This window comes from Streptomyces sp. NPDC056160 (assembly GCF_042268205.1).
In the GTDB taxonomy this organism is placed as follows: Bacteria; Actinomycetota; Actinomycetes; order Streptomycetales; family Streptomycetaceae; genus Streptomyces.
On the sequence record NZ_JBHJUW010000067.1, the window covers coordinates 20,634 to 36,756 of the forward strand.

The window sequence follows — 16,123 nt, forward strand, 5'->3', positions numbered from 1 at the left end:
CATAAGGCAGAAGGCAGAAGGCGGCGGGGCGGGGGCGGAGGTGCCTCAGCCGGCCGCGCGGAGCACTGCCGCTACGATCGGACCGGCCGCGTCGCCGCCGTGGCCGCCCTCCTGGGTCATGGCCGCCGCCGCCACGTCGCCCCGGTAGCCGGTGAACCAGCTGTTGGACTTCTCCTGCCCGTCGACCTCGGCGGAGCCGGTCTTCGCGCCGATGCTGCCGCTCAGGCCGGACATCGCGGCGGCCGCGGTCCCGGTCGTCGCGGTGCGGTGCATCATCTGCCGCAACTGGGTGACCGTGCCGGCCGGCAGGCCCTTGGCCGTGGCCAGTTCGCGGTCGTCCAGGCCGGGGGAGACGATGACGGGCTGCCGGAAGGCGCCCGTCATCGCGGTCGCCGTCACCGAGGCCATGTTCAGCGGGCTCATCTGCACCTTGCCCTGCCCGATCATGTTGGCGGCGGTGTCCGGGCCCCCGGACGCCGGGACCGAGCCGTCGAAGGAGGGGATGCCGGTCTTCCAGTTGTCCCGGCCCAGCCCGAAGCGGTCCTGGGCCTCGTGGGTGAGGGAGTCCACCTTGACCTCGTCCGCGTACTTCACGAACGCCGTGTTGCACGAGCGCGCGAAACTCTCGGAGAGGGTGGCCTGTTCGTTCGGCCGCATGCCCTGAAGGTTGTGGAACGTCTGGCTCTGCCAGACCGCCTTGTCGGGGCAGGGGGCGGGCCCGGTGGCCTTGGTGATGCCGTTGTCGATGAGGGTCGCAGCGCTGATGATCTTCATCGTGGATCCCGGGGCGAGCCGGCCGAGGAACGCCGCGTTGAAGGCGTCCTCGCGGTGGTTGGCGACCGCCAGCACCTCGCCGGTGGACGCCTCGACGGCCACCACGGACGACTCGGAGAACTTTTCCACCGCCTTCTCGGCCGCCGCCTGCGCGCTCGCGCTGAGGGTCGTGCGCAGCTTGCCGGGGCGGCCCTTGGCGAGGGTGGCGAGCGGGGTCTCGGCGGCCTCGGTGTCCGCGTGGTGGATGCTCAGCTCGACGGAGGGGGTGCCGCCCGCCTTGTCGCCGTACTTGTCCCGCAGTTCGTCCAGGATCGGCCCGAGCGAGGGGTACGTGTCCTTGGTGAGGACGGTGCCGTGCCGGTCGACGGCCTCGATCGGCGGGGCGGCCGAGTCGCCGGTGACGAGCGTGTCGCCCTTCTTCAGGCCGGGGTGCACGAGGGCGGGCTGCCAGTCGACCAGCGGCTGGTGGCTGGTCTGCCCGCGCACCACGGTCAGCCTGCTGCTGTAGGCGAGCGGCGCGGACTTGCCGCCGTAGGACACGGTGGCCTTGACCGAGAAGGGCACGGTGGTGCCGGAGACGGTGCCCGGGGCGATCTTCACCCCGGTGATGTGCGCCTCGTGCCCGTAGGAGGACAGCAGTTCCGTGGCCGCCTGCGGGAAGTTGGTGTAGGTCGCGGCCTTCGCCGCGTCCCCCTTCTCCCAGGCCGCGAAGAACTTCGACGTGGTGTCCTTCACCTCGTCCCGGCTCGGCGGCCCGGTCCTCGCGGGCGCGGCCGTGCCGGACGTCGCGTCGCCCTCCAGCGCCGAGATGATGTTGTACCCGCCGTACGCGGCTCCCCCGACCAGCACGACGACCACACCCCCGATGACGGCGGCCTTGGTGCCCTTGCGCATGAGCGCGCTCCTCCCCGGTCCCTCACTGGTGCCTTCGCCCGCGCGGGTTGTTGAACGCGTTCAAAGACGGTGCGTCCCAGGCACTGTATGCGGATCGCGAGACCTGCGTGGCGGGTGTTGCCGGATGGTGTCCGAAGAGAGATCAGCCGATCCGTGTCAGACCCACGTATCCAGCCACATACGGGCCCGCCAGTCGTCGATGGGGATGGCGGTGCCGGTGTAGAGGGGCCAGAAGTAGATGAAGTTCCAGACGATCAGCAGGACCAGGACGCCCGCCCCGGTGGCGCCGGCCACCCGGCGGGTGTCCGTGGAGCCGGGCGGTCCGAGCAGGGCGCCGGCCAGCATCGTGACGGCCAGGCAGAGGAACGGCACGAAGACGACGGCGTAGAAGAAGAAGATCGTGCGCTCCTGGTACAGGAACCAGGGCAGGTAGCCGGCCGCGACGCCGCAGGCGATCGCGCCCGCGCGCCAGTCGCGGCGGAAGAACCAGCGCCACAGCACGTACACGAGCGCGGCGCAGGCCGCCCACCACAGCATCGGGGTGCCCAGGGCGAGGACCTCGCGGGCGCACTTGTCGCCCGCGTCGGCCGGGCAGCCCGCCGTCCCGGGCGAGGGGGACTCGTAGAAGTACGAGACCGGACGGCCGTCGACGATCCAGCTCCACGGGTTGGACTGGTAGGTGTGCGGCGAGGACAGGCCGACGTGGAACTTGTAGACCTCGGACTCGTAGTGCCACAGGCTGCGCCACCAGTCCGGGAAGAGCCATGACCAGGAGCTGCCGCGGCCGTCCGTCGCCGCCCAGTTGCGGAAGTAGCCGCCGGTGCCGTCGGTGGGGGAGAAGATCCAGCCGGCCCACGACCAGACGTAGGTGACGACGGCCACCGGGACCGTGGCCAGGAAGGCCCAGCCCAGGTCGTGGCGGACCACCGCCTGGTACGGGTGCCGGGCGCCGGCGGTCCGGCGGGCGCCGACGTCCCACAGCACGGTCATCACGCAGAACGCGACCAGGATGTACAGGCCGTTCCACTTGGTGCCGATCGCCAGGCCCATCATCAGGCCCGCCGCCCAGCGCCAGGGGCGCAGGCCCAGGCGCAGGGTGTCCGCCGTGTGCGCGTCGGGCCGGATCCGGCCGTCCGCGCCCGCGGGCAGGGCGGCGGCGAGTCTCTCGCGGGCCCGGTCGCGGTCGACCAGCAGGCAGCCGAAGGCCGCCAGTACGAAGAACATCAGCACCCCGTCGAGCAGCGAGGTGCGGCTCATCACGAAGTGCAGGCCGTCCACCGCCATCAGCGTGCCCGCCAGGCAGCCGAGGAAGGTGGAGCGCAGCAGCCTGCGGCCGATCCGGCACAGCAGCAGCACCGAGAGCGTGCCCAGCAGCGCGGTCATGAAGCGCCAGCCGAACGGGTCGAACCCGAAGATCAGCTCGCCCAGGCCGATCACGTACTTGCCGACCGGCGGGTGCACCACGTACGACGCGTCGGCCGGGATGGTGACGTGGCCGCCGGTGCTGAGGATCAGGTCGTTGGCGTTCTTGTCCCAGTTGACCTCGAACCCGCGGTGGACGAGCGCCCACGCGTCCTTGGCGTAGTACGTCTCGTCGAATATCACCGCCTTCGGGCTGCCCAGGTTCCAGAACCGCAGCACCCCCGCGAACAGCGTGACCAGCAGCGGGCCGCCCCAGTCCGACCAGCGCGCCAGGCGCGCGCCGAAGGCCTGCGGGACGCCCAGGGCCGCCCACAGCCGCGGGCCCGGCCGCGTGAAGGGCGGCACCAGGCGCTCGCGCACGTCGGCTGCGGGCCCCGCCGGCTCCCCCGTGTGGCCGAAGCGGCGCAGCCGCCGCTGCCACGCCGGGCGTCCGTCGTGCGGGGCCAGGTCCTGCCGGGTGTCCGTGGAGGACGCGGTACTGGTCACCGCGCCATCGTAGGGAACGGCGCTGTGCGAGTCCCGTGCATGGGCGTCTGCGGGTGGGGACGCGTCCGCCGCCGCGCGTGCTTGAGAGGATGGGGGACGTGACAGGAACCCTTGTTCTGGCAGGTACTCCCATCGGCGACGTCCAGGACGCGCCGCCCCGGCTCGCCGCGGAGCTGGCGGAGGCGGACGTGATCGCCGCCGAGGACACCCGGCGCCTGCGCCGCCTCGCGCAGGCGCTCGGTGTCACCCCGCGCGGGCGCGTCGTGTCGTACTTCGAGGGCAACGAGTCCGCCCGCACCCCGGAGCTGGTGGAGGAGCTGGTGGGCGGGGCCCGGGTGCTGCTGGTCACGGACGCGGGGATGCCGTCCGTCTCCGACCCGGGCTACCGGCTGGTCGCGGCGGCCGTCGAGAAGGACGTGCGGGTCACCGCCGTCCCCGGGCCGTCCGCCGTCCTCACCGCGCTGGCGCTGTCCGGGCTGCCGGTCGACCGGTTCTGCTTCGAGGGCTTCCTGCCCCGCAAGACCGGCGAGCGGCTGTCGCGGCTGCGGGAGGTCGAGGGCGAGCGGCGCACCCTCGTCTTCTTCGAGTCCACGCACCGCATCGTGGAAACGCTCGCCGCGATGGCGTCGGTGTTCGGCGCCGACCGGCGGGCGGCCGTGTGCCGCGAGCTGACCAAGACGTACGAGGAGGTCAGGCGCGGCGGGCTCGGCGAGCTGGCCGCGTGGGCCGACGAGAGCGGCGGGGTGCGCGGCGAGATCACGGTCGTGGTCGAGGGCGCGCCGGAGAAGGGGCCCGAGGAGATCGGCGCCGAGGAGCTGGTGCGGCGGGTGCGCGTCCGGGAGGAGGCGGGCGAGCGGCGCAAGGAGGCCATCGCGGCGGTCGCCGCCGAGGCCGGGCTGCCCAAGCGCGAGGTGTTCGACGCGGTGGTGGCGGCCAAGCACTCGGGGTGACGCGGCGATGCCGGGCATCCGTGGTGACGCGGCTACGCGGCGATGCCGGGCATCCGTGGAGACATGGTGACGCCGGGCATGCCCGGGTGGTGCGGCGGTACCGGGCTTGCGGGTGGTGCGGCGGCGGTACCGGGCTTGCGGGTGGTGCGGAGTGCCGAGTGTTGCGGGTGACGCGGCGGACGTGCCTTGACGCGGAGCGTCCGCGCGAGCGTCGCGAGACTTCGCTCACACCCCCTCTGAGCAGGGCGTATCTCCCATGAGCGCACGCCCCATGAGGGAGTAAAGCGACGTTTCGGAAAAGCAAAGCGAGACCTGCCGTTCAGGGGACCCTTGGGCAAGCGTCGCCCAAATCGGGTCCAACACTCGACAGGGCCGGTGCGTTCACGCTGGTGGAGGCGTCAACTGGGGGAAGGGACGTACCCGTCCCTTCGTCCAGCGGACACGAGGAGCTGGCATGAGCGAGATCGCAGGGCAGGCCGCCCACCGCGGTTCGGCCACCGCCGTCGTCAACGAGTCGTACTCCTTCGCCTGCATGCGCTGCGGGCACGGATGGGAGCAGTCCTACGAGATAGAGCACCACAGGGACGCCGACGGCAACGAGTTCGTGCGGTACGTGGCGGACGGCCGCATCGTGCCGTCGCCGTTGACGAGGCCGAGCTGCAAGAACTGTGACGGTCACGTCGTCCGCATCATGCGGGCCGGCCGGGTCTCGTCCGCGCAGAGCCACCTGCACGAGCCCGAGCACGCGCACCACCGGCACCAGGCGCCCGCGGGACCCGTGACGGCCCCGCTGCCCGAGTCCGCGCCCGGGGAGGAGGCGGCGGACCGCAAGCCGGCGGAGCACCACTGGCACCTGTCCGACCTGTTGCACCCGTTCCACCGCAAGGAGGACTGACGGCGTCCGGGGGCGGGTGACCGGCAGATCCGCGACGGCCTGCCCCTTTCGTAGGATCGGGGCATGCCCTCGAACGCCGACAAGGCCGACAAGACCGCGGCGCCTCCGCTCCCGGAGCCGCTGCGGATACCGGTCGCCGACTCCCACACCCACCTCGACATGCAGTCCGGCACGGTCGAGGAGGGCCTGGCCAAGGCCGCCTCGGTGGGCGTGACCACGGTCGTCCAGGTCGGCTGCGACGTACGCGGCTCGCACTGGGCCGCCGAGACGGCCGCGGCCTACGCCGGCGTCCACGCGGCGGTCGCCCTGCACCCAAACGAGGCACCCCGCATCGTCCACGGCGACCCCGACGGCTGGTCGCGGCAGGGTGCCCGGCAGCCGGGCGGGGACGCGGCCCTCGACGAGGCGCTCGCCGAGATCGACCGCCTGGCAGCGCTGGAGCACGTCAAGGGCGTGGGCGAGACCGGCCTCGACCACTTCCGCACCGGGCCGGAGGGCAAGGAGGCGCAGGAGCGGTCCTTCCGCGCCCACATCGAGATCGCCAAACGGCACGGCAAGGCGCTCGTCATCCACGACCGCGACGCCCACGCCGACGTACTGCGGGTCCTCAAGGAGGAGGGCGCGCCCGAGCGGACGGTGTTCCACTGCTACTCGGGCGACGCGGAGATGGCCGAGGTGTGCGCCCGCGCGGGCTACTTCATGTCCTTCGCCGGCAACGTCACCTTCAAGAACGCCCAGAACCTGCGGGACGCCCTCGCCGTCGCCCCGCTGGAACTGGTCCTGGTGGAGACCGACGCGCCCTTCCTCACCCCGGCGCCCTACCGCGGACGGCCCAACGCGCCGTATCTCGTGCCGGTGACGGTGCGTGCGATGGCCGCCGTGCGGGGCATCGACGAGGACGCGCTGGCCACGGCGCTCGCCGCCAACACCGCACGCGCCTTCGGCTACTGACCCGCTCCGGCGCACACTGAGCGTAGCCGCGCCGCTTTGGAGAGTGACGGGCGCTCCGCTAGGTTCTGGGGGCCCCGATCTCGGCCCCAGGAGTGTGTCGGTTGAGCAGCTCGCCGTACGAGACATGCGAGGCGTACGAAGCCTGTGAGGCGTACGAACGGTACGAACCGTACGCGCCGCACGAGCCGTACGCGTCGGCGTACGAGCCGCGCGAACCGGCGTACGAGGCGATGCGCGAACCGGCGTACGCAGCGACGCGCGAAGCGGTGCGCGAAGCGGTGCGCGGACCGGCGTACGGACCGGCGCCCGAGCCGTATGGGCCGTACGGGGAGCAGGAGCCGTACCGGGTGTCCACGACGGCCTACGACCCCGGCGGGCCGCCGCCGCTGCCGGCACCGCTGCCCACCCCACCGCCGTACCAGGACACCTACCGGCCCGCCTACGAGGCGGCGGACCGGTCGCCGGCGGACCGGTCGCCGGCGGGCCGGCGTTCCGCCGTTTTGCCGGTGGTACCGCGGCAGGCGGCCGAGCGGGGCGGGCGCCGGCGTGCGCGGCGGCGCGGCCCGCGCCCCGCGCACCTGCCCGAGACGGGCCTGCGGCGGCTGCTGCCGCAGGCGCTGGTGGTCGCCTTCCTGGCGGGCGGCACCACCGCGTTCGTCGCCAACGACAAGGCGGTCGACCTCAGCGTCGACGGCAGGCCGCGCAGCCTGCACACCTTCGCCGACGACGTGTCGGAACTGCTCGCCCAGGAGGGCGTACGGGTGGGCGAGCACGACGCGGTGGTCCCGGCTCCCGGCACGGCGCTCACCAGCGGTGGAGAGGTCGTGGTGCGCTACGGGCGCCCCGTGCGGCTCACCCTCGACGGGCACCGGCGCGAGGTGTGGACGACGGCGCGCACGGTGGCGGACGCGCTGAGAGAGTGGGGGGTGCGCGCGGAGGGCGCGTACCTGTCCGCCGCACGCTCCCGGCTCATCGGACGCGCCGGCCTCACGCTCGAGGTCCGCACCGAGCGTGCCGTCACGGTCATGGCGGACGGCCGTCCGCGCACCGTCCGCACCAACGCGGCGACCGTGCGGGAGGCGGTCGAGGAGGCCGGGGTCACCCTGCGCGGCCAGGACACCACCTCCGTCCCGCCGGACAGCTTCCCGCGCGACGGGCAGACGGTCACCGTGCTGCGGATCACCGGCGGCCGGGAGGTGCGCGAGGAGCCGATCCCGTTCAGCGTCCGGCGCACCGCCGACCCCACCCTGTTCCTCGGCACCGAGGTCGTCGAACGGACCGGGCGGCCCGGCGTGCGCCGGGTCACGTACGCGCTGCGCTCGGTCAACGGCGTGCGGCAGCGGCCGCGGCGCGTGGAGTCGGAGGTGGTGCGCGCGCCCAGGACGCAGATCGTGAAGGTCGGCACCCTGCCGCACCCGCCGTCGGTGCGCGGCGCCGACCACCTGAACTGGCAGGGGCTGGCGCAGTGCGAGTCCGGGGGCCGCCCCGACGCGCAGGACCCCTCCGGCACCTACGGCGGCCTGTACCAGTTCGACCAGGGCACCTGGCGCGGCCTCGGCGGCGCCGGCCGCCCCCAGGACGCCCCGGCCGAGGAGCAGACGTACCGCGCCAAGAAGCTCTACGTGCGCCGGGGCGCCGCCCCCTGGCCGCACTGCGGCGACCGGCTGCGTTCGTAGGCCCCGGTGGGTCCCCCGGTGAGGCCCGGGTGAGACCGCGGTGATGCCCCGGTGAGGCGCCGGTCAGATCCCCGGTGAGGCCTCTGCCGCCGGGGTCCTCGCCGGGAGGGGGCGGCAGGTGCGGGTGCCGGAGCGGGCGGGGCAGGACCCGGCGCCCCGTACCCTTGTGCCGTGAGCAGCCCCATCCCCGACGCCCTGCTGGGCCCCGCCGACGTCCGCGAGCTGGCGGCGGCCCTCGGCGTCCGCCCCACCAAACAGCGCGGCCAGAACTTCGTGATCGACGCGAACACGGTCCGCCGCATCGTCCGCACCGCCGACGTCACCCCCGAGGACGTGGTCGTCGAGGTCGGGCCGGGGCTCGGCTCCCTCACGCTCGCCCTGCTGGAGGCCGCCGACCGGGTCACCGCGGTGGAGATCGACGACGTGCTCGCCGCCGCGCTGCCCGCCACGATCGCCGCGCGCATGCCCGAGCGCGCCGGCCGGTTCGCGCTCGTCCACCGCGACGCGATGCACGTCGCCGAACTGCCGGGCCCCGCCCCGACCGCGCTGGTGGCGAACCTGCCGTACAACGTCGCCGTCCCCGTGCTGCTGCACATGCTCGACACCTTCCCGAGCATCGAACGCACCCTCGTCATGGTGCAGGCGGAGGTCGCCGACCGGCTCGCCGCCGCCCCCGGCTCCAAGGTGTACGGCGTGCCGTCCGTCAAGGCGAACTGGTACGCCGAGGTCAAGCGCGCCGGAGCCATCGGCCGCAACGTCTTCTGGCCCGCCCCGAACGTCGACAGCGGACTGGTGTCCCTGGTCCGCCGCAGCGAGCCCCTGAAGACCACCGCCACCAGGCGCGAGGTGTTCGCGGTCGTCGACGCGGCCTTCGCCCAGCGCCGCAAGACCCTGCGGGCCGCGCTCTCCGGCTGGGCCGGGTCGGCGGCGGCGGCGGAGGCGGCGCTGGTCGCCGCCGGGGTGTCGCCGCAGGCACGCGGCGAGTCGCTGACCGTGGAGGAGTTCGCGCGGATCGCAGAGCACCGCGCCGCCGGACCCGAGGAGCCCGAAGCCCAGTGAGCGTCACCGTCCGCGTCCCCGCCAAGGTCAACGTACAGCTCGCGGTGGGCGCCGCCCGTCCCGACGGCTTCCACGACCTGGCGAACGTCTTCCTGGCCGTCGGCCTGTACGACGAGATCACCGTCACCGAGGCCGACGAACTGCGCGTGACCTGCGCGGGCCCGGACGCCGGCCAGGTCCCCCTGGACCGCACGAACCTCGCCGCCCGCGCCGCTGAGGTCCTCGCCGAGCGCCACGGCCGCGCTCCCGCCGTCCACATCCACATCACCAAGGACATCCCCGTCGCCGGCGGCATGGCGGGCGGCAGCGCGGACGGCGCGGGCGCGCTGGTGGCCTGCGACGCGCTGTGGGGGACCGGCGCCTTGCGCGACGAACTCCTCGACATCTGCGCCGGGTTGGGCAGCGACGTGCCGTTCAGCCTGGTGGGCGGGGCGGCGCTGGGCACCGGGCGCGGGGAGCGGCTGACGCCGCTGGAGGTGGGCGGCGCCTTCCACTGGGTGTTCGCGGTCGCCGACGGCGGCCTGTCCACGCCCGCGGTCTACGGCGAGTTCGACCGGCTGGCGCAGGGGCGGGAGATCCCCGAACCGGTGGCCTCGGCGGACCTGCTGGCCGCCCTGGCGAAGGGCGACGCCCACGCGCTGGCCGCCACGCTCACCAACGACCTCCAGCCCGCGGCGCTCTCCCTGCGGCCGTCCCTGGCGGACACCCTCGCGGCGGGCCGCACGGCGGGCGCGCTGGCGGGGCTGGTGTCGGGGTCGGGGCCTACGACGGCGTTCCTGGTGCCCGACGAGGAGACGGGGGCGCGGGTGGCGGGAGCGCTGCTCGCCTCGGGGACGTGCAGGGCCGCCCGGGTCGCGGCGGCTCCGGCGATGGGAGCGACGATCGTCTGAGTGAGCCGCGAGCAGAGAAGGCCGATCTCCGTCAGGTCGATGTCGAAGGGGACGGTGAGCTTCAGCCGCTCGATGACGAGGCTGTGGGAGTAGCGCGGCGGACTCACGAAGACCAGGCTCCCGTCGATCATCTGGGTGTGCGGCGATCCCGATCACGTCGTCACAAAGAGTGATGACACTCCCACGCCCAGGCCTCCTCCGGCAGGCCCTACGCTTGAAAGTCGATCCATCCCCCCGGGCAGGAGTGAAATGGCCGTCAACCTGGTCAATGTCGAGAACGTCAGCAAGGTGTACGGCACGCGTGCCCTGCTCGACGGTGTGTCGCTCGGCGTGTCCGAGGGGGACCGGATCGGGGTCGTCGGGCGCAACGGCGACGGCAAGACGACGCTGATCCGGATGCTGGCCAGGGCCGAGGAGGCCGACACCGGGCGGGTCACGCACGCGGGCGGGCTGCGGCTCGGCGTGCTCACGCAGCACGACTCGCTCGACCCGGAGGCGACCGTCCGGCACGAGGTCATCGGCGACCTCGCCGACCACGAGTGGGCGGGCAACGCCAAGATCCGCGACGTGCTGACCGGGCTGTTCGGCGGGCTCGACCTGCCGGGCTTCCCCAAGGGCCTGGACACCGTGATCGGCCCGCTGTCCGGCGGCGAGCGGCGCCGCATCGCGCTGGCCAAGCTGCTCATCGAGGAGCAGGACCTGCTCGTCCTGGACGAGCCCACCAACCACCTCGACGTCGAGGGCATCGCCTGGCTCGCCGGACACCTGCGCGAGCGCCGCTCCGCGCTCGTCTGCGTCACCCACGACCGCTGGTTCCTCGACCAGGTCTGCACCCGCATGTGGGACGTGCAGCGCGGCACCGTCTACGAGTACGAGGGCGGCTACTCCGACTACGTCTTCGCCCGCGCCGAACGCGAGCGCATCGCCGCCACCGAGGAGACCAAGCGGCAGAACCTGGTCCGCAAGGAGCTGGCCTGGCTGCGCCGCGGCGCCCCCGCCCGGACCTCCAAGCCCCGCTTCCGCATCGAAGCCGCCAACGAACTGATCGCCGACGTCCCCCCGCCCCGCGACAGGAGCGAGCTGATGAAGTTCGCGTCCTCCCGGCTCGGCAAGACCGTGTTCGACCTGGAGGACGTGACCGTCCAGGCCGGCCCGAAGGTGCTGCTCAAGCACGTCACCTGGCAGCTCGGCCCCGGCGACCGCATCGGCCTGGTCGGCGTCAACGGCGCGGGCAAGACCTCCCTGCTGCGGGCCATGGAGCAGGCGGCGCGCACCGAGGGCGAGACGCAGCCCGCGGGCGGCCGGATCGCCGTCGGCAGGACCGTCAAGCTGGCCTACCTGTCCCAGGAGGTCGCCGAACTCGACCCCGCCTTGCGCGTCCTGGAAGCCGTGCAGCAGGTGCGCGAGCGCGTCGACCTCGGCAAGGGCCGGGAGATGACCGCCGGGCAGCTGTGCGAGACGTTCGGCTTCGGCAAGGAGAAGCAGTGGACGCCGGTCGGTGACCTGTCCGGCGGCGAGCGCCGGCGGCTGCAGCTGCTGCGCCTGCTCATGGACGAGCCCAACGTCCTCTTCCTCGACGAGCCCACCAACGACCTCGACATCGAGACCCTCACGCAGCTGGAGGACCTGCTCGACGGCTGGCCCGGCTCGATGATCGTCATCTCCCATGACCGGTTCTTCATCGAGCGCACCACCGACACGGTGCAGGCGCTCCTGGGCGACGGCGCCCTGCGGATGCTGCCGCGCGGCATCGACGAGTACCTGGAGCGGCGCCACCGTATGGAGCAGCAGGCCGCGGTCGCCCCGGCCGCCGCGCCGGCGCCCGCCGCCGGCCAGAGCGCCGCGCCCGAGAAGAGCGCCGCCGAACTGCGCGCCGCCAAGAAGGAACTCCAGAAGATCGAGCGGCAGTTGGACAAGATCTCCGAGAAGGAGGGCACCCTGCACGCCCGGATCGCGGAGAACGCCACCGATTTCGCGAAGGTGGCCGAACTCGACGCCGAACTGCGCGACCTGGCGGCCGAGCGCGAGGAACTGGAGCTGCGCTGGCTCGAACTCGCTGAGGACGCGTAGCGAGCGCACGGCGTGCACGACGGGGCGCGTGCGCCGCGTGGAGGACGCGTGAAGGCCTGGGCAGGCGCGTAACGAGGCCATCACAGGCCGGTTCTCCCTTGGGAACGGGGGCGGCCACGGCGCGGTGGGGTGTCGGCGGCCAGTGATAGAAAGGGCCGTTGGGACCCTGCCCGGAACCATCCGTGTCTGCCACGGATCTCGGGGCGTGGCTAAAAATCAGTGAACGAGGGGGGACGCGCTGATGACTCAGCCGCCCAGTCAGCCGCCGCAGGGCGGCTTCGGAGCACCGCCGCCACAGGACGGGGCTTCGCAGCCGCAACCACCGCAGGGCGGCGGAGCCGGCGCCGCGAATGACCCGCGGCAGGCCACGCCCCCGCCCCCGGCCCACCCGCCGCAGGGCGCACCGCAGCCCCCGCAGACCGCGCCCCCGGCCGGCCCGCCGCAGTCCCAGCCCGGCTACGGCTACCCGCAACAGCCCCAGCCGGGCTACGGCTACCCGCAACAGCCCCAGCCGGGCTACGGCCACACCCGGCAGCCGGGCCCCTACGGCGGACCGGGACCGAACGCCCAGCCCGGCCCCTATGCGCAGCCGGGACCGAACGCCCAGCCGGGTCCCTACGGAGCACCCGCCGCCCAGGGCCCTTACGGAGCACCCGGCGCCCAGGGCCCTTACGGAGCACCCGGCGCCCCCGCCCCCGGCCCGTACGGTCCGCCGCAGCAGCCGGGCCCGTACGGGCAGCAGCCCGGATACGGCTACCCGCAGCCGCAGTTCCCCGGTGTGCCCGGCACCCCGCCGCCCGGCGGCGGCTCCCGCAACCCCTTCATGAACAGGCCCGCCCTCGTCATCGGGGCGGCGGTGGCCGCGCTGGCGGTGGTCGGCGGCACCGTGTGGGCCGTCACAGGCGGTGGCGACGGCGAGAAGAAGCCGGTCGCGCAGCAGAGCGGCGACGCCAAGGCGTCCGGGTCCACGGGCGCGGCCTCGAACGCGCCGGTCGACCCCGGTGACGGCAGCGGCGACGGCGCCAAGGACCCGGCGGACCTCAACCAGGGCCGCAAGGCGGGCGAGGCCCGGGTGCTCTGGTACAAGGAGGCCCCGGACGCGCCCGGCAGCGGCGCCGAGGCCCCCGGCATGTGGATCACCGGCAAGGCGGCGGTGAAGGCCGCCTACAAGCAGGTCTTCGCGTACGACGTCGGGGACGGCAGGCCGGCCTGGGCGCCGATCACCTTCCCGCAGAAGATCTGCGCGGTGACCGAGCAGAAGACGGCCGACGACAAGGCCGTGGTGGCGTACATGAGCGGTACCAGCGACCGCGCCAAGTGCAACCAGCTCCAGCAGATCGACCTGGACACCGGCAAGAAGGGCTGGACCGCGACGGTCGCCGACGGCGCGCTGTTCGACAGCGCACTCACCGTCGAGCTGTCCGTCACCGGCAAGACGCTGATGGTGGGCCGCTCGCAGTCCGGTGTCGCGTACAACGTCGACACCGGCGCCAAGATGTACGAGAAGACGAAGTACGGCCAGGCCTGCTTCCCGACCGCGTTCGCGGGCGGCGCCCGGCTGGTCTCGGTCGCCTCCTGCGGGGCGGGCGGCGCGAGCGCCCACGACGAGGTGCAGGAACTCGACCCCGCCACCGGCAAGGCCAGGTGGACCCGGAAGATCCCCAAGGGCTGGTCGGTGCAGCGGACCTACTCCGTCGACCCGCTGGTCCTGTACTCGACCGACGAGGACAAGAAGCACTGGAACCTGTCGACCCTGAACAGCGACGGGTCAGTCCGTTCGCAGGCCGACGTCAAGGGCACCTTCGCCCCCGAGTGCGGCTGGGCCATCCTCAACCGTGAACTCCAGGGCTGCCGGGGCGTGGCGGCCGACGCGGGCACCCTCTACCTGCCCACGAAGGCCACGAGCGGCCCCAACGAGATCGTCGCCGTCAACCTCGCCACCGGCAAGGAGAAGTGGCGCGTCAAGTCGCCCTCGGACACCTCGATGATGCCGCTCAAGGTGGAGAACGGGCAGCTCATCGCCTACGTCGAGCCGTCGTACGACCAGGGCGGCCAGGTCGTGTCCGTGGCGGCGGGCGGCTCGAACCACACTCCGGTCAAGCTGCTGCAGAACCCGCAGGGCACCGCGCGGATCGAGAACGGCTTCTTCTCCCGGGACGTCGACTGGGTCGACGGCCGCTTCTACATCTCCACGACCCGGCTGAACGGCAACGACAAGACGAAGGAGAAACTGATGCTCGCCTTCGCCAAGTGAGCCGACCCTCCACCGCAACCCGGCCCGGCCACCGGCCCGACCCGGCCCGGCCACCGCAGCCCCCGGGCCACCGCAGCACCCGGGCCGCCCGGCGGCCGGGCCGCCCGCAGGCAGCCCCGCCCCGGCTCGCCCGGAGCCCCGGCCACCTGCCGGCAGGCGGTGCCCGGCCGGGCGGGCAGTCCGCGCCGGCCGGTCCGGCAGTCCTGCCGGACCCCGGCACCGCCCAGGGCCGTCGGCTTCGTCTCCCGCCCTGCCCCTGGGCCCCCGCTCGGCCCCGGCCCGGTTGCCGACCGTAGTGCCGTGCCCGTCGTCGTCGTTCCCGTCGTTCCCGTCGTTCAGAGGTGCATCCGTTCATGACCCAACCACCGCCCCCGCCGCCCCAGCAGCCGCCCCACCAGGGCGGGTTTGGTCCGCCTGCGGGCGATGGGCCGCAGGACCAGCCGCCCGGGCAGCCGGGGGTGCCGCCGCAGGCTCCGCCGTCGCAGGCACCGCCCGCGCCCGGCGGCCCCGACTTCGCCGGGCCCCCGCAGCCGGCGCCGGGTTACGGCTATCCGCAGCCCCCTCAGCAGCCCCAGCCCGGGTACGGCTACCCCCAGGCACCCCAGGCACCCCAGGCACCCCAGGCACCCCAGGCACCCCAGGCGCCCCAGGCACCCCAGCCTCCGCAGCCCCCCGCGGGCTACGGCTACCCGGGTCAGTCGCCGACACCGGCCCCGGCCCCGAACGCGTACGGCGCGCAGCCCGGTTACGGGTATCCGGGGCAGCCCGCTCAGCCGGGCTACGGCTACCCGGGCGGGCCCGGACACCCCGCGGCCCCGACGCAGCCGCAGGCGGGCGTGCCGGGCGGGGGCGGAGCGGGCCGCAGGGACAACAAGCAGCTGCTGATCATCGTCGCGGCCGTCGCCGCGATCGCCCTGATCGTCGGTGGCGGCGTCTGGTACGCGAGTTCGTCCGGTGGCGACGGCAAGAAGGACACCGCCTCCTCCGACGGCGGAGACAAGTCCGGCGGCGGCGACAAGTCCGGCGGCGGCACGGCGACGGGCGGCAAGGAGAAGGTGCCCTCGAACCCGGCCGCCAAGGTCCTGTTCCAGCTGCCGGTGCCCGCCGTCGACGACACGACCGCCACCACCGGCTCCTGGCTCACCGACAAGGTGTACGCCAAGACGGGCAACGCCGAGATCGTCGGCTACGACCCGGTCAAGGGCACCGAGCGGTGGTCGCTCAAGCTGCCCGGCCCGGTCTGCCAGGCCACCCGCCACGTCACGGGGAACGACAGGACGGCGATCCTGTACGAGCCCGCCATGCCCACCAAGGCCAAGCCCTCGCACGGCTGCAGCCAGGTCGCGGTGATCGACCTCGCGGCCGGCAAGAAGCTGTGGACCCGGCAGGTCAAGTCGGGGGACGCGCCGGTCAACCTCAACAACGTGACCATCGGCGGCGGCAGCACCGTCGCCGTGGGCAGCACCAGCGGCGGCGCCGCCTTCGCCCTCGCCGACGGCAAGCAGCTGTGGGCCCCCAAGCCCGGCGACACCTGCTACGACGCCGGCTACGGCGGCGGCCGGAAACTGGTCGCGGTGCGCAAGTGCGGCACGTACGGCCAGCGTCAGCTGCACATCCAGACCATCGACCCGAAGTCGGGGAAGGTCGTCTCGGACTACAAGCTGGCCAAGGGCATCGAGTACGCGGGGATCGTCTCGGCCGACCCGCTCGTGGGGGGCGCCGCCCGCGGCGGGGGCCCCCGCCACACGGCGGTGATAGGCCAAGACACCGCGGACCGCCCGCGGGGGTGCCACACACACGCC

The 16,123-nt window shown here is 73.6% G+C and carries 11 protein-coding genes; 9 read left to right on the forward strand and 2 right to left on the reverse strand.

All coding sequences use genetic code 11. The annotated features are described in order from the left end of the window. Positions 1-45: 45 nt before the first annotated feature. Positions 46-1,668, reverse strand: a complete 1,623-nt coding sequence (locus ACFC02_RS23930; protein ID WP_376360828.1) for a penicillin-binding transpeptidase domain-containing protein — start codon at positions 1,666-1,668, stop codon at positions 46-48. 156 nt (positions 1,669-1,824) lie between these two features. Beyond that, on the reverse strand, positions 1,825-3,576 hold the full coding sequence (locus ACFC02_RS23935) for a dolichyl-phosphate-mannose--protein mannosyltransferase (protein ID WP_376360831.1): 1,752 nt from the start codon (positions 3,574-3,576) through the stop codon (positions 1,825-1,827). Between the two features lie 98 nt (positions 3,577-3,674). Here ACFC02_RS23935 and rsmI point away from each other — a divergent pair, with 98 nt between their 5' ends. The 9 genes from rsmI to ACFC02_RS23980 form a co-directional block, all read left to right on the forward strand. After that, positions 3,675-4,526, forward strand: coding sequence for a 16S rRNA (cytidine(1402)-2'-O)-methyltransferase (gene rsmI / locus ACFC02_RS23940; RefSeq protein ID WP_376360834.1), 852 nt, complete (start codon positions 3,675-3,677; stop codon positions 4,524-4,526). 454 nt (positions 4,527-4,980) lie between these two features. Then, the gene (locus ACFC02_RS23945; RefSeq protein ID WP_376360837.1) at positions 4,981-5,421 is read left to right on the forward strand and encodes a hypothetical protein; all 441 of its coding nucleotides are present in this window, start codon (positions 4,981-4,983) and stop codon (positions 5,419-5,421) included. A gap of 63 nt (positions 5,422-5,484) precedes the next feature. Continuing rightward, positions 5,485-6,372 (forward strand): TatD family hydrolase, encoded by an 888-nt coding sequence (locus ACFC02_RS23950; protein WP_376360840.1) that lies wholly within the window; start codon positions 5,485-5,487, stop codon positions 6,370-6,372. A 101-nt stretch (positions 6,373-6,473) separates the two neighbouring features. Beyond that, positions 6,474-8,048: a ubiquitin-like domain-containing protein gene (locus ACFC02_RS23955; protein ID WP_376360843.1), complete on the forward strand. Its 1,575-nt coding sequence runs from the start codon at positions 6,474-6,476 to the stop codon at positions 8,046-8,048. Positions 8,049-8,219: 171 nt separating this feature from the next. Beyond that, positions 8,220-9,107 carry a 16S rRNA (adenine(1518)-N(6)/adenine(1519)-N(6))-dimethyltransferase RsmA gene (gene rsmA, locus ACFC02_RS23960; protein ID WP_376360845.1) on the forward strand — a complete coding sequence of 296 codons (888 nt, stop codon included), beginning with the start codon at positions 8,220-8,222 and terminating at the stop codon, positions 9,105-9,107. Next, positions 9,104-9,997: a 4-(cytidine 5'-diphospho)-2-C-methyl-D-erythritol kinase gene (locus ACFC02_RS23965; RefSeq protein WP_376360848.1), complete on the forward strand. Its 894-nt coding sequence runs from the start codon at positions 9,104-9,106 to the stop codon at positions 9,995-9,997. Before rsmA ends, ACFC02_RS23965 begins: the two co-directional genes overlap by 4 nt. A gap of 249 nt (positions 9,998-10,246) precedes the next feature. Further along, on the forward strand, positions 10,247-12,067 hold the full coding sequence (locus ACFC02_RS23970) for an ABC-F family ATP-binding cassette domain-containing protein (RefSeq protein ID WP_376360851.1): 1,821 nt from the start codon (positions 10,247-10,249) through the stop codon (positions 12,065-12,067). Between the two features lie 241 nt (positions 12,068-12,308). Further along, positions 12,309-14,321, forward strand: coding sequence for a PQQ-binding-like beta-propeller repeat protein (locus ACFC02_RS23975; RefSeq protein WP_376360854.1), 2,013 nt, complete (start codon positions 12,309-12,311; stop codon positions 14,319-14,321). A 353-nt stretch (positions 14,322-14,674) separates the two neighbouring features. Then, positions 14,675-16,123, forward strand: a 1,449-nt coding sequence (locus tag ACFC02_RS23980; protein ID WP_376360857.1) for a PQQ-binding-like beta-propeller repeat protein, incomplete at its 3' end; no start/stop codon positions are given.

Bases quoted from the DNA above. Each gene is read 5' to 3' on its own strand.
- ACFC02_RS23930 (WP_376360828.1), bottom strand. From the start codon at position 1,668: ATGCGCAAGGGCACCAAGGCCGCCGTCATCGGGGGTGTGGTCGTCGTG.
- ACFC02_RS23945 (WP_376360837.1), top strand. From the start codon at position 4,981: ATGAGCGAGATCGCAGGGCAGGCCGCCCACCGCGGTTCGGCCACCGCC.
- ACFC02_RS23950 (WP_376360840.1), top strand. From the start codon at position 5,485: ATGCCCTCGAACGCCGACAAGGCCGACAAGACCGCGGCGCCTCCGCTC.
- ACFC02_RS23970 (WP_376360851.1), top strand. From the start codon at position 10,247: ATGGCCGTCAACCTGGTCAATGTCGAGAACGTCAGCAAGGTGTACGGC.
- ACFC02_RS23975 (WP_376360854.1), top strand. From the start codon at position 12,309: ATGACTCAGCCGCCCAGTCAGCCGCCGCAGGGCGGCTTCGGAGCACCG.